The following is a 23249-nucleotide window of genomic DNA, read 5'->3' on the forward strand; positions in this document are numbered from 1 at the left end:
TTTGTTTGAGCTGCTTATCGGTTCATGGCCAGGACCTTATCCTTCAGAGCTTGGAACAGGTGTTGCTATTTGCAAAGGAAAATGCCCCTGAGCAGCAAATCCGCAATTGGCAGAAGGAACGCGAACAATATGCGCCAAGTATAAGTAGTGCCGAGCTGTTTCCTTCCCTAAGAGCCTATGGCACCTGGGACAATTACCTCCAGCTTCCAGTTCAACTTTTGCCATCGGAAGCGGTAGGAGGAGAACCGGGAACCTTCACGGAAATCCGTTTTGGCACTCAATTCCAGGCCAGTCTTGGATTGGAGGCCTCGCTTCCGCTTTTTGATCCTGAGCTGTGGCGGAGAGTTAAATCGGACCGTCTTCGAGCACAGATGAATCTTCAGGAGCTTTACTCCCAAGAACAAGCTTGGAGGGAGGAAATTGCCAGAACCTATTTTCAGTTGCTCTTGTATGAAGAAAGTTTGAAACTGGCAGATACTCGGTTTCATCTCTCTGACTCGATCTACCGACTATCAGAGTTAATCTACGAGGAAGGTGAAATGGAGCCCTTGCCCTTTCAACGGATCAAGTCTTCTGCTTTAGCAGCCAAGCAAGCCCTCATCCGACAGCAAAAGCAGGCTGATCTGGTCAAGTCTTCCCTGCTTTCTTTGATCGGTGCCGGTGATAAGCAGATCAGGTTTTCCGGGAAAATTCAGGATCTAATTACCCAAGCGGAATTCTCAACTTATGAGCTTTCATCCCTCCCGGACTGGAAAAGATCCGAACTCGCTGTTGCATGGAGTGAGCAATCCTGGAAGCAAAACCGCGCGGGCCATCTGCCTAAGTTGAATGCAACTGGTCGCTTTTACCAGCAGACGCTAGCGAATCAGTTCAGCCTGCGCGATGCAAGTTCCTTTGAGGTAGGAGTGGTAGGATTGAGCCTAAACTGGAACCTGTTCCAGGGAAATCTGAAACGCCTTAAAATCAAAACAGCTTATCTCGATTGGCAAATTGCCAAGGAACGGCAAATACTTACCCGACAAATGCTCACGCAAGAGCAACAGAACCTCGAAACCGAATTGGGGAAGAGTCAGCAGCTGGTGAATGAATTTGGCAAGCTCCTGCAACTTTTTGAAGAAAACTACCGACTAGCTGGCATTCAGTGGGCCGAAGGCCCACTGAATGCCGATGAGCTCCTTCAGGTAGAAAGAGAGTGGATCGAGCAGCAGCAAGAATACCTAATCGCCCTCGCCGACCTGTTTACTTCCCAAGCCTTGCTTGCCATCCGAAACCAAACCTACTCCGAAAATCCATGAATAAGCTTCATCTAAAATTCAGCAACCTGTTCTTTTTTATTCTCTCTTCGGCAGCACTGATGGCCTGTTCGGAAGTGCCTACTCAGACTCCACAAGTCAAATCGGTGACTGAGGCCGTCTATGCCTCTGGCTACCTTGAAGCAATGGGTCAGGCAGAGATCCGGGCACAAGTAGAAGGAGTCCTGTTGGAGTCCTTTGTCCAGGAAGGAGAACCTGTCCGCAAAGGGCAGCTTTTGTTTACCCTATCCGGTGTAGCACTCGACAGTCGCCTCCAGTCGGCTAAAACCGCCTTTGAGGTAGCCCAGCGAAACGCCTCCGATTCAGGGCCTGTCATTCAAGAAGCCGTCAAAGGGGTGGCTATCGCAAAAGAACAATTTGTCAACGACTCGCTCACGTGGGTCAGACAATCCAACCTCTATGCACAGAAGGCAGTCTCTTCATCAACCTATGAGAATTCACGAAAAGCCTATGAATCCTCCCGACAGAGTCTGGAGCGCAGTCAGAGCCAGTTGAAAAGTAAGCGAGATCAGGTCATTCGGGAGCTGGAGGCCAGCAGAAAGGATCTGAGGATGATTCAAGACGAGTTGGATTTCTACCAGGTGAAAAGCGACCGGGATGGGATCTTTTATGAATCGGTTTTTTCTCCCGGAGAGCTGGTGAAAAAAGGCGATGTCCTGGCCATCATCGGCTCGGATCAGGGCTACCTCGGCAGTCTCAAAATCGATGAGAAAGATATCAGTCGGGTCAGTCTGGGCCAACAGGTCCTGTTGGAGATGGACGCGTTCCCGGATCAGACCTTTCAGGCCAAAGTGACCAAAATCTACTCCAGAATCGACCCCATTGATCAGATGCTCCGTGTGGATGTCGCCTTGATAGACAAGCTGCCCACAGTACTTACTGGACTGGCCTTGGAAGCCAATATACTCATCCGTGAAAAATCGGATGCCCTAGTCATCCCCGGAAATCTCCTGCTTCCAGGTGACAGTGTACGGGTTTTGAAGGAGGGTAAAGAGATAAAAGTGAAAGTGACTACCGGTATTCGCACCCTGTCAGAGGTGGAAATCCTAGAGGGAATCACAGCCGAATCCAATCTGATCAAACCATGAATGTCATTCTGAAAATCGCCAAAACTCACCTCTTGTCCAAGCCCAAGCAGACTCTAGTGGCGATGCTGGGCGTGACCTTTGGCATCGGGATGTTTATCATGATGATTAGCCTAATGACCGGTCTGAACAATTTCACAGAGGATCTGACCAAAATCGCATCGGCAGACATCCGAATTTACAAGGATGTCACCGAGCCACGGGCTACACTCTTGGATCGAATCCGTCCAGAAAGCCTCAATTGGGTACATCACGTCAAACCCAAAAATGAATCCGATAAAATCCGAAATGCCCGTCAAATTGCCGATCTGCTGCGCCAAGACCCCGAAGTGATCGGCGTGGCTCCCCGGCTCACCAGTCAGGTCTTTTACAACTTTGGCCCTGTAAAACTCAACGGTTCGGTGGCAGGGGTGGATATTCTGGAGGAAGACAAGCTCTTTGACCTTCACTCTAAAATCAAGGCTGGCTCTCTGGCAGCACTCAAAACCACTTCCAATGGCTTGATTATCGGTTCTGGTTTGGCAAAAAAGCTGTCTGCCCAAGTAGGTGACCTGCTGATGGTCACTACGCCACAAGGGGTCATCTATACCATGAAGGTGGTCGGGATCTTTCAGTTGGGATTGGGGGAAATAGACAACGTCCGCAGCTATGCCAACCTGTCCACAGTCCAAAAGCTATTGGGAAAAGATGCCAGCTACATCACCGACTTAAATCTCAAAATCACCAATTATCGGGAGGCTAAAGCCAAAGCTCAGACAATACAGGCAGCCTATGGGAATAAGGCAGAAGATTGGGAGACGGCCAACGCTACCCTCTTGGCCGGAGCAATCATCCGCGACATCATGACCTATTCGGTGTCGATCACCTTATTGATTGTGGCTGGTTTTGGAATATACAACATCCTCAACATGACCATTTACAGCAAGATGAAAGACATTGCCATTCTCAAGGCCACGGGTTTTGCGGCCAAGGATGTGACAGGAATTTTTCTTACTCAGTCCTTAATCATTGGATTGATCGGGAGCCTAATGGGCTTGGTGGTAGGATTTGTCTTTTCCCTACTGCTGGCACAGGTACCTTTCGACGGGGGGGAACTCCTCTCCTTGGATTCTCTTCCGATCAGCTTTGACACTAAATATTACATCATCGGGATTGTCTTTGGTGTCTTGACTACTGCCTTGGCGGGCTGGATGCCTTCCCGAAAAGCCGGAAAAATTGACCCTATCGAAATCATCAGAGGAATATGAGCACTAGCAACATCCTGCTCAAGACGCAGGGAATCATCAAATATTTCCATGATCCAGAGACTTTTCAGGTCTTGAAAGGCATCGATATAGAAGTCCATAAAGGAGAGTTTCTCAGTCTGATAGGAAAGTCTGGCAGTGGGAAATCCACCCTTCTTTACCTGCTCAGCACTATGGATATGGACTTTGAAGGCAAGTTGGTGATCAACGGGGAAGAATTGACAGGGAAGTCTCCGGACTACCTGGCACGATTTCGAAGTGAGCACATCGGTTTTGTCTTTCAGTTTCATTTTCTGTTGCCGGAATTTACTGCCTTGGAAAATGTCATGATCCCTGCACTGAAGTTGGGAAAGTATTCAGAGGAAGTGATCCGTCAAAAAGCGATGGAAAAACTCGACCTACTCGGCATTGCGGATCAGGCAAAAAAAGCTTCCTCCCGGCTATCCGGAGGACAGCAGCAGCGGGTGGCCATTGCCCGGGCCTTAATCAATGATCCCTTGCTGATCATGGGCGATGAGCCTACCGGCAATCTGGATTCAGTCAATTCGAAAATCGTGTTTGATACGTTTCGAAAACTCACCAGAGACCTGGGGCAAACTATCATCACGGTGACCCATGACGATGATTTTGCTGCAAAAACAGACCGCATCATTGAGATGAAGGATGGAAAGATCATTTCCTAATCACGGGTTTTGGAGTCAGTTATTGGCTGGCTATGGGAAGCAAACTGCCTACCTGCGAGGCTTTGACCGAAGCTTGGAAAATTGGAATTCTTTGAATTTTGAATTGACTCCTCCGAGAAAAACACGTAATCTACGCTTGAAACAAGCACAATGAAGATCAGAAAAAGCCTTTGGATGGAGTATGCCATTCTTGTTTTGGTCACCTTAGTCAGCGGGGTGACCAGATACTTGCTATGGGATGACTTGGGGTTAAAAGGGGAGTTTCCACCGGAGACCATCGCCTTTACTTTTGTATTCCTTGTGTTGAGCTGGGAGTTTTTCAAAGGGATGGACCGGTACATGAACAGCATCCTTCCCTACTCCAAAGGGTTGGCACTGCGGATTTCAGTTCAGCTGGTGATTGGAGCGGTTTACATGCTCATGGTCAATAGGCTTCTTTTCATGGTTGCGGGAAAATACCTCGAAGGTTCGCTTTCGGTCATGTTTAGCATGACGACCTATGCCACCTTTGCTACGCTTTCCTTTCTGATCAACAGTATCTTTTTCGGAAAGTATTTTTTCCAGGAATGGAAAAAAAGCCTCCTGCGTGCTGAGCGACTGGAGCGTGAAAAGACGCAGGTGCAATTTGACAACCTCAAAAATCAACTCAACCCGCACTTTCTTTTCAATTCTCTGAGTTCACTTCACAGCCTGATCATGGATCGGCCTGCGCTCGCCTCTGAATATGTGACTAACCTGTCCAAGGTCTACCGCTATGTACTCGTTCATGAAACCAAGGTGACGGTTCCCCTTCGCGAGGAATTGGAGTTTATCGGGCACTTTATCTTTTTGTTGGAAACCCGCTTTGGGAAAGGTGTGGACGTTAAAATTGATGTATCAGAGGAGTCCAAAAGTTTGGGAATCGTTCCTGTTTCCCTTCAGATCTTGCTTGAAAACTGCATCAAGCATAATGCCATCGATCCGGATGCCCCGCTCCGAATAAACGTAACGGCTGAGGGGAATTCGCTTCGGGTCAGCAATTCCCTTCATCCCAAGATCCAAGTGATGGAGTCCAACGGTAGAGGATTGGAAGATCTCAAGAAACTATACAGTTTCTTAAGTAATGAGCCTGTCCAAGTAATTTCTTCGGAAAGTGAATTTTCAGTCATCATCCCTTTGATCCAAAATTTATCCTAAACGATGAGCAGTTATTTCTCAAGCGAGCGTGTTCGAGTGGTGATCCTGGAGGATGAACCCTTAGTAGCCGATGGGCTGTATAAACATCTGAAGGATTTGATGCCGGAGGCAGAGGTTTTGGCCATTCTGCCCAGTGTCAAAAAAGCATCGGATTGGTTTGGAAATGGATACGAGGTGGATCTTATTTTCTCCGATATCCAATTGTCTGATGGGATTAGCTTTGATCTCTTTAAGCGATTTGAGCCGAAGTGCCCGGTGATCTTTACCACGGCCTTTGACCAATATGCTATCAGGGCTTTTGAGGTCAACAGTGTGGATTTTTTGCTCAAACCCATCGAAAAAAAGGAGCTAAAAAATGCCTTGGAAAAACTCAGAAAGCGTCGGGAGTCTTACGTTTTGCCGGAGCTAAGGATGGCATTGGATCGGGTTAAATCAGGAAAAACGCACCTGCAAAGGATGTTGGTGACGGTACAAAATACCCTGATGCCGGTGACGATTGGGGAGGTTTCGGGATTTGTAAAGGAAGAACTGATTTTTCTGGTCAATCGTGAAGGAAAGCGATTGATCACAGACTTTCAGACCTTGGAGGAGTTGGAAGGGAAATTAGACCCGGCCGTTTTCTTTCGAGCTAATCGGCAAACCATCATCCGAATAGATGAAGTCAAGCAGATCAAGACAACCTATAAAGGTCTGGAGGTGCAGCTCAAAAATCCGATGCTCAATCGGGTGGAAATCAGCAAAGAACGTAGTCCCCAATTCAAGCATTGGTTGTTGGGGAGTGGGTAGGGTAGAAGATCAGCCTTATTTGATTTGTAAATAGAAAATTTCCAGGTCTAATTTTTTGGATTGAAGGGGATAATTAACCAATTACTGCCTAGTCTCTATTACCCTCAACTTTCTTTGAATATCCAACAATTGTCCGCCCTCCATATTTCCAAGATTCCTCATTCTCCTTTTGGACCAGTTCTTGGATTACAGTTGTGGGGGTGAAGTCTGACTCGGCTGCTTGGGCGAGTTCACTGAGTTTTTTGATGGCTTGTTGCTGATCGGTGGAAGAGATCTTGGCTTTTTCCACAGCATTCCTTAGCGTTGCTATGGTCTCATCATAGACTTTTGTAGGTACTGGAAAGGGCTTTCCACCCTTACTTCCATGAGCAAATGAGAATCTTGCCGGATCAGTAAATCGGGAAGGTTTGCCATGAATCACTTCACTCACCAAAGCCAAAGATTGGAGCGTTCTTGGTCCAAGTCCTTTGAGAAGAAGAAGCTCTTCGAAAGTTTGTGTTTGGGACTCTTGGGCTAGCCAAAGGATAGAACCCAGGCGTTTTATGTCTACATCCTGATCCTTGACATCGTAGTAGTTCGGAAGCTTCATGTGGGGAATTTCTGCGAGGATTTTGGCGGGATCTTCTTGGGCGATGTGGAGCATGGAAGTTTGGGTTGGTTTGGCTTTTCGGTCCACCAAATTCAAAATATCCCCCTGATGATCTCCACAAATCGCCGTGTGGGGCTCCTCCACAAATGACTTCAGGCTGCTGGAATTCCAATGGTAACGCCGCGCCCTGCCGTTTTCTGGCTTCATGCCTTGCTGAACGACCGACCAATCTGCTTCGTCGCTGACCAGGAAATAGTGCATGTACACCTGAAAACCATCTTGAATTGCAGTGCTGTCTACTTTGGCTGAAAGTCTACTTGAGCGTGAAAGCTCCTGCCCATCCAGCCCAATAAGGTCGCCTACTCGAAGGAGTTCGGCGGGTGTTTGAAGGGAATCTTTTCCTTTTCCCCCACAGACAAAAATCCCCAATTCTTTTGAATACGGGTTCAATGCTTTTTTCAAGGCACTCATCACCGCAGTGGTGACACCGGACGAATTCCAATCCATCCCGATGACCGCTCCGAAACTCTGGAACCAGAAAGGGTCTGAGATTCTTATCAGAAACTCTTTTTTCCCGTACTCCATCAAAATCGTCTCCACAATCGGCAGACTCAGTCGGGTCATCCGATCAAATAACCAGGTGGGAATACTTCCACCCATGAGTTTAAGGTCAGCAGTGCCGGATCGCTTCATTGGATTGGTTTTTAGCTTTGGATTGGCTCGCTAAGAAATTTCGCAAAAGGCAGGGTAAGTTGGTACAAACGCAGTATTTGTTCAAGAAAGTCTGGCTTGGTGATTTCAGTGGCCGGAAGTTTTGTCATCGCCAAAAACGAGGTGTGGTACAACAAGGGTTGATGGGTTGCCGCTTCTTTAAACTCCTCAGGAATCCTCTTGATTTTGTCCCCCTGAATTTCTCCGAAGGCCTGCTTGAACTTTGGCTCTTGGATGATCTCCTCCAATCGCTCAGAATGCTGAGCAATATGGTGCCGGACTTCGATTAATTCTTCCTTTTCCAGCATTTTCAATCCAGAACCAATAGTCACCTCCTTAGCGCCAATACTGAGGTAAAGCCCAGGACAAGGATTACTTTTCTTCCCTTTTTTGGAAATCACCGCAGACATTTCTGTTTTGTAAGGAGACTTGTCCGCACTGAATCGAATGTCTTTGTTGATTCGGAATATTGCCTCTGAAGGAGAAATGGTAATCTCGGGAGTCAAGGTGTTCATCTCAAGAATTAACTTTGAAATAAATACTTCAAAAGGCTTTTTGACGTCTTTTTCGAAGTCTTTTTTATGGGTGTTAAACCAATCAGTGTTGTTGTTTTCGCTGAGCTGTGCGAAAAAGGATAGGTAATTGGAAGTGAACATGGTCATGGATTTTTAGTGTGAAAAGACCTCTTTCTTGAAGCAAAAGAACCATGGAAAGAAAGCCGAAAGTCAAGTGTCAGTGATTCATTCGATAACCTTGGGCCAAAAACCGGGAGGAGGCCTCGTCTCGCTTGGCGTCATATTCGATCCCAAATCCAGTAACCATACGGTTGGCAAAGCCAAAAAGGGCGCACACAAAAACCACATCTTCATAGTGTTTTTCGGTGTAGCCAAGGTTCAAAAAAGAAAGAATATTTTCCTCGGTTACTGCGTTTGCGACGATTTTGTCCGCCAAGGCAAAAATCGGTTTCAACTCCTCGGAAGGATGATCCACCAGACTTCTTACTTCTTCACCTCCGATCGCATAAGCGGTCTCCAAATGCCCCAAATGGCAGAATGAACAGCCAAATTGCTTGGAAACATACGCTCCCAAAAGCTCGCGGGTGAGTGGTGTGAAGGCACTCTCGGAATGCATGACCTCGTGGGCCAGGTTGAGAAATGCATCAAAGACGGTTGGTTTACGCCTCGCAATGGAGAAGATTCCAAACTTCGCGGCGGTCTCAAATAGGGTAACTTCTTTCAGTTCCATAGATGTACGATAGTTATTGTTTTGGATTAAATGGGACAGGTTATCTGTCTCGACTCGATAACTGAACGTAATTCATTTATGTTTTTTAAGAAGGAAAAAAAATCAATTTATTTTTTCAATGATCTGATTATCATGTTAATATAAGATGAAAAAAAAGCGTCTGTATTTTTGTTTAACTGTTGTTGGATGATGCCTGACTTTACATCAATGAGTTGGATGACTCCCACTGCCGAGGCCCAAAGCAGGAATGAAAATTCCGATTCATCGATATCCGGATGGATTGATCCTTGAGCTTTTCCCGATTGGATGACCTCAATAACATAATTGGTGATTTTTCGGCTGGCCATCAGGAGTTCCTCGGGTTCTTCCAGTCCGGCATTGGTTTCGTAAAAGGACACCAACTGATGGTAAAATGGATGCTCTTTGTAAAAATTAAAATAGGCCCAAAGCATCATGCGGACTTTTTTCAAAGCGTCTGAACTCGAATCACCACTTTCTATGAATTTTTGCAAAAGGATCTCTCTCGATTTAATCGTCAGATGAGCGATGATGTCTTCTTTTTTTGGAAAATACAGGTAAATCGTGCCTACAGCCAAGCCTACCTTTTTAGCAACTTGGGCAATGCTCAGGCTTTCTAATCCGCTTTCTTGAATGAGTTCTTCCGCGCAGTTTAGGATGTCCTGCTTGCGGTCACCTTTTGCTTGTTTGTTTCGAGCCCTTTTCATTTTTTACGCCTTCTATCTAAGATTTCTACTTATCTCAAAATTCTTTAGGCATTGCTACAATTACGGTCAACAATTCTAATATTAACGCAATTCTTGACAAGTTCTTTGAGTTGGTATCCCGTAGGCAAGTTAATATTTAAAGAAAGCAGGCGATTGAGTTGAATTCCTCAAGGTCAATTCTCATTTGGAAACAAATATTCAGGTAATCAGGAGAGATAAATATCAGTGTCAGCCAGGATATATATTCTGATTACATATTTTCTATTCTCACTTCCCATTAATAACTCCGAATCCGAAGGCCGGTCCCGATAAATATGGGGATGAGGCCATTTTGATCTTCTGGCATCATTGCGGATAATCACATAAGATAAAATTGCAAACTCATATTTTTAACCCGAATCAATAAAATAAAGGTGTGACCTAGGTTGCAAACAAAGTTCAGATCAATCCATTCCTTGGAGAATGAAGCAAAACCTAATCTTTCCTATTCAAATTTGACTAATACTCAGGCATGAAGGTCTCCCGAACGGTTCTTTATTGATGAGTTAAGATCTAGAGGAGGGATCCTAAGTTATGGTCTCAGAGTACGACTTCACTTTATGCTTTGAGGAGACCTTAAAAAAAGTATTGTTTTTCTTTCTTCCCCACCAGATTTTAACTCCGGTGTAAGTCAATAATGCCGGTAAAAGCCCTGCAATAAACCAAATGATTCGAGTGAGATAGCCTCCAAATTCTCCGAAGTGAACCGGCAATTGCCATTGAGCCATCAAGGCCGATCCCCGAGGTAATTTATCTGGATTGTTCTCAGACAAAACTTGACCAGTGTATGGATCAACGGCCAAAAATATTCTATGATCCGGTCCACTGTAAATATCAGTTCGATGCTGATAAGCAAAGGATAGTTTCCCGTCGGCTTGATCAGTGAGCCATAGGTTACGTTTGAAAAAATCAGGATAGTATTTATTCATTTCCTTTAAGGCTTCCTGAGTAGACATCAGCTTGGCATTAGGGCTTGACTCGGGTTTACTGCTTTTTGATTCCCAAACCGATTCAGAAGCGGGTTCTGAAAAGGTAATCACGTCTACCGCCCATTGGATCTCATCATCAAAATAGAAAGCAGCTCCTGTAATCCCTGCAAGAAAAAGGGGGAGGAAAAAATAAAACCCAGTGACATTGTGCAGATCATAATTGACTCTTTTTTTGCTGGCGTCCCATTTGATTTTGAAACTTGATTTTCTTCTCCCTTTATTGGTCGGAAACCATAAATACAATCCCGTAGTCAAAATCATTAGAGTAAAAATCAATGTGGCAACTCCGGTTACTAATCGCCCGATTTCACCCAAAGTCAGCGTAGTATGAAGATCGAGAATAAATCCAAAAAAAGAATTTCCCAAGGCTTCACCTCCGGGGGTAATTATTCCTGTGCTTTGATCCAGGTAGTACCAGATAGGGTCATCGAAAAGCTTGAAAACATACGTGTCCCGACCTCTTTTAGGCCATTGGATACTCTGGATCAGTTGACCAGTCTCCCTTTCGATATGTTCTGCAATCGCATAATCGTTCGGAAAAATGGACTCTTCTCCCTGCAAGTGATACAGCTCACGATCCAAAAAGGCGCTAAGCTCAGGCTCGAATACATAGATGGAACCTGTGATTCCCACTATGGACAATACCAATCCGGAGACTAGTCCCAGCCACAAATGTAGATTTCTTACCGCCTTTTTGATTCGCATGATATTCAGTTTGCAATTAGAAATTCGCCGCTAGGGAAAAAATTGCAGTGGTGGGTGCTCCATAGAGAAAGCTGCCAAATGCCAATCCTTCTATAAAGCGGATGTTGGTCACATTCCTTACATTCAGTCGGGCAGTCAGGTTTTTACCGAAGAGATTGAATTCATATCGTGAGCCCAAATCCAATCGGGTAAATCCATCCACATTGAATGTGCCGAAATTGTCCGCAAAACGATCACCCGTATAGAAAACCCCGGCATTTACAGAAAGACCTTTTACAAAGTCAAAAGCATAATCCGCGTAAATATTACCTTGAAGCTCAGGGACGCTTGCAGGGCGCTGTCCATCCAGGTTGGGCTGACTTGGATTATCAATCACTGCATTTAAATACAATCCTCCCACAATTACCTTAAAGTTGTCTGTCACCTGACCAGAGAAAGTGGTCTCAACCCCTCTGTGTCGTTGGCTTCCCCCGTATCCAAACACATTGTTTTGATCCAGGAAGGCCAAAGGTTGATCAATGTCGAAATAGGCTCCGGTTAGCAATACCCGCTTAAATAGATCCGCCTTAAAGCCTACTTCAAATTGCGCTGTTTCTACAGGGTCCAGGAAGATATCAGTACCAAAATTGGCTGCATCAGAAGGGATTTGTAAACCGTTGGTAACTCCGGTAGCATAGCTGCTGTACACACTCAGATTTTCCAGTGGTTTGTAGATTATTCCAAAATTTGGGGAGAAAATATTGTCTCTATACGATTCTTGAAGGGTGCCCGAATCATTGAATACATCCCGGTTTTGCTGTTCAGTAAATCTGACCGCTGCCAAAAGCTCCAATTTTTCGGAAACCTTGATGAAATCGGTAACAAAGGCCGCTTTTTGGGTAAATACCAATGCTTCGACGGATTGACCGGCTTTCGCCTCAGGGAAGGGTAGCTCAACCGGGTTGAAAATGTTCGAAGGTCCTGCGATAAATTGGGCATTTCCCTGAGAAAACTTGAGCGGATTGTTGCTGTAGGCACCACCGATGGAAAGATTATGCTCCAATCCAAAAGTCTTTACCTTACCGGTAATAAATGCCTCGATAGACAATGGATCTCTGACTTGGGCGGGATCAAAAAATATCTCGGAAACGAAATCCCCGTTAGCCTGAAGGGACCGGTTTACAATTCCAGCTGCTTTTTGATCCCGGATAAGATTCATTTTTTGAATCCTTCCCTGAACCTTCCAATCAGCATTGATCTTATAGGTGGTCCCAATGGAACTTACAAAGTTTCGGGTAGGGTAGGTTCCCCACTTTTGGCCAATGAAGGTTCTGGGGTCAAAATCCTTGATCAGTTGTTTTTGCTGTTCGATGCTTAAATCTCTTGAAAAGGAGTTAAGCCTTAGGGTAGCCTGTTGCTCCAATTCTCGGTATTGATATTCTCCTTCGAAATCAATCGTCAATTTTTCCGTTGGGGTCCACTCAAACAGTGCGCTGAAAAGTTGTCTAGGGCCTGAAACACCTTTTACATAAGATGCTTCTTCAGAAATCACTGTGTTGATTCTGTAACCAAAATTTTGATTGACTTTGCCTCCAAAATCCCCATGAACACCAACTGTTCCATTGCTGTCTCCAAATCCTTGGATAAATACAAGAGGAGTCTTAGTAGGCCTTTTCAAAACATAATTGATGATTCCACCGGGAGGAGTAAATCCATAACGGATTGCCGCAGGACCTTTTACAATTTCTACTGCGGCCTTGTTTTCAAAGGGGCTGACGACCTGATTTTGGAAGATTAAATTTTCGCGTCTGTAACTGCTGGAGTTATCCAGGTTGTAGCCTCTCATGTTTAAGGTCTCATTAAATCCCGGAGGATTACTGACTATGACAGAGGGATCATTCCTGACCAGATCCCCCAATGCCCGAACCTGCTGATCGAGTAAAACCTCCTGCGTAATCACCGATACAGACTGGGGTAAATCCAGCATTCTTCGGGGGCCAAACGTGGCAGCGGTTTGGGTGGTTGCTACATATCCCACTTCACGTTCTGAGGCAATTACTACCTCCTGAAGGAGTTCATTACTTTCTTGAAGTATAAAATCTACGGTTTGGGAATTGTTGGCCAAGATGAGGGTTTTCTCTGCCGCTAGGTAGCCCAGATAATTGGCGACTAGTTTGATTTCCCCATTGGGAAGATTGGAAATGGAATAGTATCCTTCTGTGTTGGTAACCGCTCCTTTCTTGGATTTTGTGACTATCACGGTAACTCCTATCAGGGGTTGACCATCCTGCGAAGTAACTTTACCCGATATTTGGTTTTGAGAATACCCTAGGCTGACAGTAAAAGAAAAGAGTGCTAGGAAAAGTAATAGTGATCTCATTGGCTTTATTTAGACTGATTATCGTTAAGGCAAAAGTAAAAGTCTATTTTTATTAAATCTAAATAAGAATGATTTTTTTTTTAATGGTTGATTCCCGAAAAAAAAGAGTAAAGCTTAAGTCTCTTTTTGGTCAGATTTGATATCCAATCCGGAAACATTAAGGAATTGCTATTCTATTAATTTTCTGTTCAATAGCGGGGGCATTGACTTTTTGGTTTCAGATTCTTGACTTAAGACCACCTCCTCTGGGTAGAGCAGAATCATGAATAGGACTAGGTGCAGATTTACTTCCCTGCAATCGGGCCTCTGGCTAAAAAGTTTACCAAAGCTTTAGCTTACACTCGATCCACCCTTCATATAAAACAAATTTGTGGTATAGTTATGAAGTAGGTGGGAATTAAAATGGACCAAATGCATATTGGTTGGAATAATTGAGTGAAGTCATTAAACTTCGCTCAATACCTAATTGGCGTTCAGAGGTGCTGGGAAGATTCTACGCTAAGAAGAGGCACATAAGACCAACTTCTGACCGCAGACATTACTTAGACGATCTGGCAAGGGAGGAGGATCATGCGCAGCTGGGCTAGAATGTAGTTTCAGTTATTCTGCTGCGAGGTAATTATTGGAGACTTTCAGAGAAAAGTTATATGAAATTAGGCTTTTCGCCCACAGCCATGAAAGTGTAAAACCGCTGTCAGGTTTATTCTAATCGTGAAGTTTTTTTGGAAACTTTCAGAAAAATGAAGCCCGTAATCATATTTGAATACGGGCTTTTTATTGCAGAGAGTGGGGGATTCGAACCTTTTTTTCGTAGATGTACAAAATCACCTTCAAACACCCAAATGAAGTCCTTTTTTCTTTTTAGGATGAAGTTTTTGGTAAGTTTTGACCACTTTTGAGCGATATTTTCGCTACTGAATTCGCTACTGAAATTTTCATTCAGTATCTTTATTTAAGAAAGATCAGACAATGGAAGCAACAGTAAGATTCATTTTAAGGCACGATTTACAAAACAAGAAAGGCGAGCAGCCCTTAATGCTAGTTGTCCATTTAGGTGGGAAAAGGAAAGTGATTTCAACTGGAATCCGATTATTGCCTGATCTATGGTCTGCTGAAAAGCAAGAGATCCTAGACATGACAGCAAAACAAAAAGTAGCTCTCGAGAAGAAGTTTGGATCTGTTGTTCCTCCAAAAAGCTATCTGCTCCAAAACCAAGATGAATTACTTGAAATCAGAAATAAAGTCAGACAAATCGAAGAAGGGTTTCGAGCGAAAGAAGAACCCTATGATCTCGATATGCTGATTGCAAAAATCAAAGAAACAAAAAAGGAGGTCATCAAAAAATCTGAGCCAGTAGAATTGGTTTATGACTTTATCGATCAATACATTCAGGAAAATGGAGTCAATAGGGTGAAGGGTAGTATGGTGGTCTATAAATCCTTGAAGAAGCATTTAAAAAATTTCCAGGAAAAGACAGGGACACCTATTCGATTTGAAAACATGGATTATTCCTTCATGCAGAGATTTCAAAATTTCCTAATTGACTGGAAAGAGGTCCACCCTAACACAGGAAACATAAAAACAATTAATAATATCACCATCGCCAAACAGTTAAGTACGCTGAAGACCTTTATGAGCTATGCAAGACGGAGAGGCATCAAGATCCATGAGGGTTACAAGGATTTTTCTGTAAAGAAAGAAAGACTTGAAGTCATAGCACTTAATCAGCAGGAATTCGATTCTTTGTATGCTCTTGATGTAAGTGCAAATCCGAGGTTAAGCCAAGTCAAAGATATTTTTCTCTTTAGCTGTGTAACTGGCTATCGATTTTCTGATTTACTCCAGCTCAAGAGAGAGCATATCAAGGAAAATGAAATCAGACTGACAATCACCAAGACGAAAGAACCATCGATTGTTCCTCTTACCAGAATTTCTCGGGAGATTCTGAAAAAGTATGAGGAAAGAGTTCTTCCACTTCCTATGATCTCAAACCAAAAGTTTAATGATTACGTCAAGGAATTATGCGAATTGGCGGGGATTAAAGATCCTGTTGAGATAGTAAGGTATAGAGGAGCCGTAAGGGAATCCAAAATTTACCCCAAGCATGAACTTGTCAGCGCTCATACCGGCAGAAAAACATTTGTTACCCTATCTCTTGCCAAAGGAATTCCGGCTGAAGTGGTCATGAAGATCACCGGCCACTCCGATTACAAAAGTTTCAAGCGATACGTCCAGGTCGATGAGTCAAGGAAAAGAGATGCCATGAGTCAGGCCTGGGACTAAACCAACTACTGATGAAAAAATTTGAATCAGACCTTTCACTTGGCCAATACAAGGCAAAAGAAACATTCTGGTATTTTGATGAGCTATCTGAGGAGGAACGCATTTTGGCCTACCGATTAGGTTGGCAGATTTTTGATGGCCATAAAATGTTCTTCGAAGATTTTTTAGCCTTTCATAAAAGGAGAGGGTATCTGCTCCAAGGTCTTGGTTACCTCATTGCGGTAGTTTTGCTCATATCGGTATTATTTATTGTTTTGGTTCACCCGTCTACTCTAAAGTATGCCTTTGGATTATTCGTATTGGCGGGCTCAATTATGACTTTCATCGTGATCATGGGAAAGGCCAGAAAGAATCTACGGGAGACAAGTCGATTTTTTGATTACATCGATCCTCTGACCAAGCCATATAATTATAAGGAGTTCCTCAATCTGGATTTGAATGATTTCGCAGGAGCTGAGATTTTTTATTCTAACCTTAGAAAAGGTATCGATTATCAAGAAGAGCAAATTGAGCTCGTGGAGTATGACAAAACCATCTCCCTTCTTGCCATCGATTTCCTCCTTGGGAGTCCAGGCTCATTAAATGAGTTGAAGCAAAAAGCGCTGCAACAGGATCCGGAATTAACCAGCGGAGGATTTGACAAGGTAATCTCAAGTGTGATTGGCGGAACCGACAGGGGAATCCGCGATTATTTTTCTAAGATTTCCCATGATATCCTGACTACAAAAGACCTAAGCGGCAAAAGAAAAGAACAACTTTTTAAAGTCAGAGAAATTTTCGTGAAAGCAGGCTTGAAAAGAAAAGTTGCCTCTATCGACGATTTTATCGGTAATCGGTCAGATTTGTAATCCTATCATTCTTTTTGGATAGTATCCCACTAACTATCCAAGGTCATTTTTGGGCAGATTCGGCCAGAAACAAATTTTCAGCCGATCATGAACAATGTCATCTTAAGTCCCATCGACAAAGGGCAACTCATCAATGAAATAGCGGAAGCTATCGTCAACAAATTATCCAAGGTTTCAAATCCTACTATCCCTGAAGAAGAATTCATCAAGATCCCCGAAGTGATGAAGCTCCTGGGTAGATCCCGAACCACCATTAATAATTGGAGAAAAGAAGGATTCCTGAAGGAACACATGATCAACAGCAGTGTGTACTTCAAGAAATCAGAGGTCCTTAATGCTGGTCGACAGCGAAACCCCAGAAAAAAATAAAGCGAGCCCTTTCGAACTCGCCCAATTCTTTTGTGGATTCAGTATCCTGTTTGACGACTTAAAGATACTGTTTCTGCATTCTTTATCAAACCCTTACATGCAGAAATATGACTTCAATAAATCATAGTACAAATTCCAATGATCCAAATTCCGGTGACTTTCTAATCATCAAATCCGCCAACGAATGGATGGATGAAGCCAAGACCAAACCTATTCCAAAAAAGATCTTTGGTCCGTTTTGGTATGAGGAAGAGCTATGCATTCTCTTCGCTGATACCAATCAAGGTAAGTCTTTGCTTGCCGTACAAATTATCGACAGTGTTTCGAAAGGAGTTCCAACTCTAGGATTGGAGATGGAGCTGAAAGCATCCAAAGTCATCTACTTCGACCTGGAACTGACTGCCAAGCAGTTTGAAATGAGATATGCTCAATACGATAAGGAAAGGGATATTCTGTTTGATCATTTCGAATTCAGTGACCTTTTTTTGAGAGCAGAAATCAATCCTTATGGATTTGATGAGGCTTTTGAAGAGTATGAAAGCTTTCTTTTTAAAGAGATAGAAGTTCAGGCCTCCAAGTCTGGTGCAAAAATCCTCGTCATCGATAATCTGTCTTGTGTGATTTCAGATAATGAGAAGGCAAGGAATACCACTCCTTTTTTAATCAGGCTAAACAATCTGAAGAAGATTCACGGGTGGTCGATTTTGCTCATTGCCCATACTCCAAAAAGGAACCTGTTTGCTCCGATCAGTAGAAACGATATCCAAGGTAGTAAGAGCTTTATCAACCTGATTGATTCTTGTTTCGCTGTAGGTGAAAGTCAAAAAGACCCCTCCATTAAATACCTGAAGCAGATAAAAGTCAGGTATGGTGCTTTTAAATATCCCTCTGAAAATGTCCTGGTCTGTAAAATCGGTAAAGACTCCAATTTCAGTTCGTTTCGCTTCCTCCAGTTTGGGAAAGAGTCAGATCATTTAAAGCAGTTGAATCCGGTCGATAAATCTCAACTGAAGACCAAAGCCTTAGAACTCAAAAATGAAGGCCATACCAATGTCAAGATAGCTCAGGAACTCGGAGTGTCAGAAGGAGCTGTAAGGAAATGGCTCAAGCAACTTGAGTTGGACGAGTAAGCTCAATCGTAAAAATCGAACTGTACGAGGGGTACGAGGTGTGCGATTCGTACGATTTCAACTAGCCTTTACCCCTCTTTTTCTTTTTGCAGGTAGTCCGACAATTCACGACAAAAGGAAAGATAAGACTCCTTTAAATCAATAAGATGCATTATTTATGTATAGATATATTTATATAAAAATGTAAATATTATGAACTACTCTGAAGTAAAACAAGTAGCGGCCAAGATCAAACAGGAATTCCCAGTGCTGGAATATTTCCATAGCCTGGTCAGATCCGGACTTCTGAAATACGAAGGCATCCACGGCAAAGAATCTTTTTTTGGCTTTTTGGAACAGCGAACTGGCTCAATTGCGGTGGATGACAAAGCGAATGTGTGGTATGACCATGCTGCCGGAAAGGGGGGAGATATTATCGCAGCGGTGCAGGAATTTGAAAACAAAACCTTTTTTGAGTCAGTAGAAAGTCTTTCTGGATCTGTTCCAGTAAAAAAGTTTGTTCCGAGGCATAAAACTGAGATCGCCCAGAAGATCGTGGTGGAGAAGGTTTCAGAGATCAGCCACGATGCCTTGATACAATACATTCAAGGAAGGGGGATTGATATTCAAGATATAGCTCCCTTCGCTAAGGAGGTCCATTGGCAGAACAAGGGCAAGCGATATTTCGCAGTTGGTTTTCCGAATAAATCGGGCGGTTGGGTACTCCGATCCTCTATTTTCAAGGGTAATATTTTGGGAGGCGGAATTTCGATTCAAGTCCTTGGGGCCGCTAAATCCATCAAAGTTTTTGAAGGCTGGTTTGACTTTCTGAGCTATTTGAAACTTTCTGGGGCTACAGATTTCAAAGCCATCATTTTAAACAGTACAGCTAATCTAAGTATGCGTCTGATGCTAGATAGCTTAAAGGAAAGTCAGAAAATTGAGCTTTACCTAGATAATGACGCTACCGGGGAGACTTACACCAATGGTTTTATCAAAGTTGCTAAGCTGTACCAATACTGCTTTCAAAATGGATTGGCTACTGATTGGGATTTGACAGCATTGAGAGGTCGAAAGGATAAACTTGCACAGTTGATAGTCAACTTAAAAATCGAGGAGTCAAAAGTAGAGGAGATTTGGAAAATGCAGGTGGATATTTTCGACCAGAGGGCTGTTTATTCTGATTATGAGGATCTGAATGCGTTTTTGGTTGGAATAATGGCTCGGTGAAAAGGTGGCGTTCAAAATCTTTCCCTAATCTTTATTTCCATCCTAAAAGTCATTTTGATATTGCTTTAGCAACTCTCTAATGTCCATTTTTCCCTGAATTGTTTCTTGGCATCGCCAAACCCTTTTTCATTTTTTACAAAGAGATGAGTAGGTGACCCTGAATTCCGAAATAAGTTAGCCCTTTATCCTCGGGGCAGCCAAGAGCTTCCGGCATAAAGCTATCCCTCAATTCTCCGATGGTTTATTCCTTTTCCTCTTGGCCTTGCTCGGAACAGGGCTGGGATCATTCCATAATTCATGTTTCACCAAAACTCAAAAAATTATGGAAGCTTTAACTCAAATCGAGCAAAACTCTAACGTGTCTGAACCCTTGATAAACCTTAATGCGAGATTCCATGTGACCGATGAAAATCAATCAAAATCACATGAATCATTCCACTTTAATGAAGTCGCAGAAATCACACTGGCTTATCGACCCAAAATCAAGGCAAGTCAACGTCCAAAAGTTACATGTTCCAGGCAAGTTTATGATGTCTTGTTAAAGTTCTGGAATTCAGATGCTCTGGAATACGTCGAGCAGTTTCAAGTGATGCTTCTAAGCAGAGGCAACCGTGTGTTGGGTATTTGCACCATCAGTACTGGCGGAACGTCGACAACTGTTGTAGATCCTAAATTAGTCTTTGCTGCCGGATTGAAGGCTAACGCATCCTCCTTAATTATTAGTCATAATCATCCGAGTGGAAATCTTCAACCATCCGAACAGGATAGAAGACTAACCCGAAGATTGGTAGAAATCGGTCGAGCTTTGGATCTACCTATTGTGGATCATGTTATCCTAAGTTCAGAAGGGTACTTTTCCTTTGCAGATGAAGGGGAGCTTTAGGCTTCCTTTTTTCTATTAAACTTGATTTCAAGGACAAAAGAGTCAGGATTTTTAAATAAACAAAGTCAGATTTGATTGTTTCCGACAAAGGTGTGTTTCAGCCTTTGGTCAAATCACCGAATTGCTTAAATTTCTCTCCTTAACAGATAAGGTTCCAATTTCACGCATTTCTTCTAAATACGAATTAATTTGTGAAGTTAGATTTGGTGTTTTGTTTATATTAAGAAAAAGAAATTTGGTTATTAAAAGCATCGTTCCTGAAAGGGGAACAAAAGAGCCTGAGTTTAAAGATTTCATTGACTATTGAGTTTACAATGTCCTTAGTTGGAATGATATCGTTCTCCTCATTGGTTACAATGATGTTAATGCTAAACTTTACGGCTATGATAGAAAAAATCAAAAGTGTAGTAGTTGGGGTAGCTCTCGCGGGGAGAACGGTTTCCAGCCCCATGCTATATGACATTGGAAACAATAGAAGAGTAATCTGAACTCAGGGAAGAGAGCTGGGGGTTCGAGTCCCCCTCTCCCCACTTTTTAAAAATAAACAATTAAGAATCAATAGAAATGAAGATAGGATTGTGGAAAAATCAATCGAGTTAGCTTCAAAAAATGAAATTAAAAAGAGAGAGAATTAATTCACTTATACAAAACAAATAAATATTTGAAACTATGATTTTAAAGCCAGATGATTTAAAAAAACTTTTAGAAAAACGTGGGAAAAATGAATTGCTCGAATTGCGAGGAGCTACACTATTAGGAGATTTTTCTGGATTTGATTTAAGGTATTTAGATTTATATAATGCGAAATTAGGATCTGCTAATCTTTCAATGGCAAATCTAAGTAGAGTTGATCTCTTTGAAGCAAATTTAGAGGGGACAAATTTGGAAGGAGCTAACTTAAAAGAAGCCAATCTTTGTTCTTCAACTCTAACTAAAGCTAATTTAAGAAAAGCTAATCTTGAGGGAGCAAATTTAAACGGTGCTTTGTTAAACGGGGCAATTCTATTTGCAGCGATCTTAAACAAAGCAAATTTTAAAAAGGTGGATCTTAGTGGCCGAGACTTTAGTAATCAAGATCTTAGTGCATGTAACTTTTATTCTGCAAACCTTTCCAACACTAATTTCATGAAAACAGATCTTCAACATGCGGATTTATCTTATGCCAACCTTATAGGTGCGAAGTTAGAAGATGCAGATCTTCTTTATGCGAATCTTACAGGAGCAAAGTTGAATGGGAAAGCCTTAAAAGGAGCGGACCTGACAGATGTAAAATTGGTGGGGGTCAACCTTAGTGGGGAGGATTTAAAGGGATGCCTTTTTTGGAATGCAAATCTTAGGGATGCGAATCTTTCTGGAGCGGATCTAACTGGAGCCACACTTAATAGAGCCAATCTAGAAAATGCAGATTTAACTAAGGCAAAATTGGAAGGAGTAGATCTAGAACGAGCAACTTTACGAAGAGCGAATCTCTCTTTTGCGAATTTTAGAAATACAAATCTTGAAAAAGCTGACCTTTATGGAGCCTTGCTTACTGGAACTGACTTTTATTCTGCAAATCTTAAAGAGGCCGATCTAAGTATGGCACAAGGAGAAAGAATTAATTTTAATCGGGCAGACCTGAATGGAGCAAAAGGTGCTCCTAGTAAATAAGTTAAAAATCTGAATATTTTAGACCAATAGAGTTGATGATATCAAAAAAACAGGGCTCAGAAATTTGCATTTTTTTCAAATAATGGAAAAGCGAATTGTCGCTTACGAAATATTAACAAAAGCCACAAAGGCTGGCTTTTGTTACACAAAAAAAAGTATTTATTCACTTACCTAAATCCCATAATACTCCGCCACCGCCTTCAAAATCATATCCCGCATTGACGCTTTGGTCTCCCGGCCGATTTCATACTTGAGCTTGTCAAACATGGCGGTAGGAATCCGTAGGGAATAGATCTTTACATCTTCGGTGTCGAATTCTTTGCTTGATACTTTTTCTTTTTGCTGGAGTTCTGGTTCGGGATTGATCAGCACTCCGATTCCTCGCTGTTTGGTGCCGAGGTTTTTATTGCCCTTGCTTGGGTCATTTAGCTTCTTTGCCATGGTTTGCTCAGTTTAATCTGTTTAGAATTTCTTCGACTAGCATTTCATAGTCCTTTGCCCCATTGGACTCAGGTGCATAGTCGAAAATGGTTTGTCCTTGGAGTTGGGCTTCAGCCAAGGCAACATTGATCCGGATTTTAGTATCGAATACTTTATCCTGGAGATCCTCGGTTAGTTTCTCGACGATAGTTTTGGTAAGAATTCGGTTTGGGTTTATTTGAGTAATGAACACTCCTCCGATTTCCAATTTGTCGTTTAGGTTATCCCGGACTTCATTTACTATGCCCAGAAGCCGGTCCACTCCTTTGTAAGCGAAATACTCTCCTTGAAGAGGAAGCAGAATGGTATCACTGGCTACCATTGCATTGACGGTCAACAGCCCAACAGAAGGAGGACAGTCAATGATGATGTAGTCGTACTCTGAGCGGATAGGCTTTAGCAGTTTATGGAGGATTTGCTCCCGGCCAATCTTGGATACGATCTCCATTTCAGCGCCCAATAAATCGATCGATGAGGGAACTAGGTCTAGATTTTCGGAGACATTTAGGATCGGTAACTTTTTATTTTCTCGGATGGAATCATAAACAGATAATTCCGGGTCACCCTTTCCCAATCCCTCAGTCAGATTTGCTTGGGAGTCGATATCCAATAACAGAACCTTTAGACCTTTTTTGGCAAGCCCAGCACCGATGTTGATGGAGGAGGTGGTTTTACCCGTTCCTCCCTTGTGATTCATGATGGAAATAGTCTTCATAATTCAGTTGGTTTAACTAAAGATATGAAAATG

General features: G+C 42.9%; 21 protein-coding genes. 13 read left to right on the top strand and 8 right to left on the bottom strand.

What is annotated here, in order from left to right:
- Positions 1 to 5: 5 nt before the first annotated feature.
- The 6 genes from CLV31_RS00410 (at position 6) to CLV31_RS00435 (ending at position 6287) form a co-directional block, all read left to right on the top strand.
- Entirely contained in the window at positions 6 to 1295 is a 1290-nt protein-coding gene (locus tag CLV31_RS00410; RefSeq protein WP_181452538.1) for a TolC family protein, read from the top strand.
- Entirely contained in the window at positions 1292 to 2401 is a 1110-nt protein-coding gene (locus CLV31_RS00415) for an efflux RND transporter periplasmic adaptor subunit (protein WP_111390904.1), read from the top strand. Before CLV31_RS00410 ends, CLV31_RS00415 begins: the two co-directional genes overlap by 4 nt.
- A complete protein-coding gene (locus CLV31_RS00420) occupies positions 2398 to 3645 on the top strand; it encodes an ABC transporter permease (RefSeq protein WP_111390905.1) in 1248 nt (415 codons plus the stop codon). Before CLV31_RS00415 ends, CLV31_RS00420 begins: the two co-directional genes overlap by 4 nt.
- Positions 3642 to 4325, top strand: coding sequence for an ABC transporter ATP-binding protein (locus CLV31_RS00425; protein ID WP_111390906.1), 684 nt, complete (start codon positions 3642 to 3644; stop codon positions 4323 to 4325). Before CLV31_RS00420 ends, CLV31_RS00425 begins: the two co-directional genes overlap by 4 nt.
- Before the next feature lie 150 nt (positions 4326 to 4475).
- On the top strand, positions 4476 to 5501 hold the full coding sequence (locus CLV31_RS00430; RefSeq protein ID WP_111390907.1) for a sensor histidine kinase: 1026 nt from the start codon (positions 4476 to 4478) through the stop codon (positions 5499 to 5501).
- 3 nt (positions 5502 to 5504) lie between these two features.
- Positions 5505 to 6287, top strand: a complete 783-nt coding sequence (locus CLV31_RS00435) for a LytR/AlgR family response regulator transcription factor (RefSeq protein WP_111390908.1) — start codon at positions 5505 to 5507, stop codon at positions 6285 to 6287.
- 88 nt (positions 6288 to 6375) lie between these two features.
- On the opposite strand, the gene CLV31_RS00440 is transcribed toward CLV31_RS00435, so the two are convergent.
- The 6 genes from CLV31_RS00440 to CLV31_RS00465 all read right to left on the bottom strand — a co-directional run bounded on the left by CLV31_RS00440 (position 6376) and on the right by CLV31_RS00465 (position 13649).
- Positions 6376 to 7569, bottom strand: a complete 1194-nt coding sequence (locus tag CLV31_RS00440; protein WP_111390909.1) for a DUF763 domain-containing protein — start codon at positions 7567 to 7569, stop codon at positions 6376 to 6378.
- 11 nt (positions 7570 to 7580) lie between these two features.
- On the bottom strand, positions 7581 to 8243 hold the full coding sequence (locus CLV31_RS00445) for a DUF2461 domain-containing protein (RefSeq protein ID WP_181452539.1): 663 nt from the start codon (positions 8241 to 8243) through the stop codon (positions 7581 to 7583).
- Between the two features lie 76 nt (positions 8244 to 8319).
- Positions 8320 to 8832, bottom strand: coding sequence for a carboxymuconolactone decarboxylase family protein (locus CLV31_RS00450; RefSeq protein WP_111390911.1), 513 nt, complete (start codon positions 8830 to 8832; stop codon positions 8320 to 8322).
- Positions 8833 to 8939: 107 nt separating this feature from the next.
- Positions 8940 to 9557 carry a TetR/AcrR family transcriptional regulator gene (locus tag CLV31_RS00455; RefSeq protein WP_111390912.1) on the bottom strand — a complete coding sequence of 206 codons (618 nt, stop codon included), beginning with the start codon at positions 9555 to 9557 and terminating at the stop codon, positions 8940 to 8942.
- A 566-nt stretch (positions 9558 to 10123) separates the two neighbouring features.
- On the bottom strand, positions 10124 to 11290 hold the full coding sequence (locus tag CLV31_RS00460) for a PepSY-associated TM helix domain-containing protein (protein ID WP_111390913.1): 1167 nt from the start codon (positions 11288 to 11290) through the stop codon (positions 10124 to 10126).
- A 16-nt stretch (positions 11291 to 11306) separates the two neighbouring features.
- Complete coding sequence (locus CLV31_RS00465) at positions 11307 to 13649, bottom strand: TonB-dependent receptor (protein ID WP_111390914.1); 2343 nt, start codon at positions 13647 to 13649, stop codon at positions 11307 to 11309.
- Between the two features lie 969 nt (positions 13650 to 14618).
- Between CLV31_RS00465 and CLV31_RS00470 the strand changes: the two genes are divergently transcribed.
- From CLV31_RS00470 to CLV31_RS00505, 7 genes are all read left to right on the top strand, one after another.
- A complete protein-coding gene (locus tag CLV31_RS00470; RefSeq protein WP_111390915.1) occupies positions 14619 to 15932 on the top strand; it encodes a site-specific integrase in 1314 nt (437 codons plus the stop codon).
- Between the two features lie 11 nt (positions 15933 to 15943).
- On the top strand, positions 15944 to 16780 hold the full coding sequence (locus tag CLV31_RS00475; protein ID WP_111390916.1) for a hypothetical protein: 837 nt from the start codon (positions 15944 to 15946) through the stop codon (positions 16778 to 16780).
- A gap of 87 nt (positions 16781 to 16867) precedes the next feature.
- Complete coding sequence (locus CLV31_RS00480; protein WP_111390917.1) at positions 16868 to 17149, top strand: helix-turn-helix domain-containing protein; 282 nt, start codon at positions 16868 to 16870, stop codon at positions 17147 to 17149.
- Positions 17150 to 17256: 107 nt separating this feature from the next.
- The gene (locus CLV31_RS00485; RefSeq protein ID WP_111390918.1) at positions 17257 to 18279 is read left to right on the top strand and encodes an AAA family ATPase; all 1023 of its coding nucleotides are present in this window, start codon (positions 17257 to 17259) and stop codon (positions 18277 to 18279) included.
- Positions 18280 to 18471: 192 nt separating this feature from the next.
- Positions 18472 to 19488, top strand: coding sequence for a toprim domain-containing protein (locus tag CLV31_RS00490; RefSeq protein WP_111390919.1), 1017 nt, complete (start codon positions 18472 to 18474; stop codon positions 19486 to 19488).
- A gap of 322 nt (positions 19489 to 19810) precedes the next feature.
- Positions 19811 to 20371 (top strand): JAB domain-containing protein, encoded by a 561-nt coding sequence (locus CLV31_RS00495; protein ID WP_111390920.1) that lies wholly within the window; start codon positions 19811 to 19813, stop codon positions 20369 to 20371.
- A gap of 669 nt (positions 20372 to 21040) precedes the next feature.
- Positions 21041 to 22021 (top strand): pentapeptide repeat-containing protein, encoded by a 981-nt coding sequence (locus tag CLV31_RS00505; RefSeq protein WP_111390922.1) that lies wholly within the window; start codon positions 21041 to 21043, stop codon positions 22019 to 22021.
- A 171-nt stretch (positions 22022 to 22192) separates the two neighbouring features.
- Here the strand turns inward: CLV31_RS00505 and CLV31_RS00510 are convergent, their stop codons facing one another.
- Positions 22193 to 22462 carry a hypothetical protein gene (locus CLV31_RS00510; protein ID WP_245943291.1) on the bottom strand — a complete coding sequence of 90 codons (270 nt, stop codon included), beginning with the start codon at positions 22460 to 22462 and terminating at the stop codon, positions 22193 to 22195.
- A gap of 7 nt (positions 22463 to 22469) precedes the next feature.
- Complete coding sequence (locus tag CLV31_RS00515) at positions 22470 to 23216, bottom strand: ParA family protein (protein ID WP_111390923.1); 747 nt, start codon at positions 23214 to 23216, stop codon at positions 22470 to 22472.
- Between the last annotated feature and the right edge of the window lie 33 nt (positions 23217 to 23249).

It is taken from the genome of Algoriphagus aquaeductus (assembly GCF_003253485.1).
Classification (GTDB): Bacteria; Bacteroidota; Bacteroidia; order Cytophagales; family Cyclobacteriaceae; genus Algoriphagus; species Algoriphagus aquaeductus.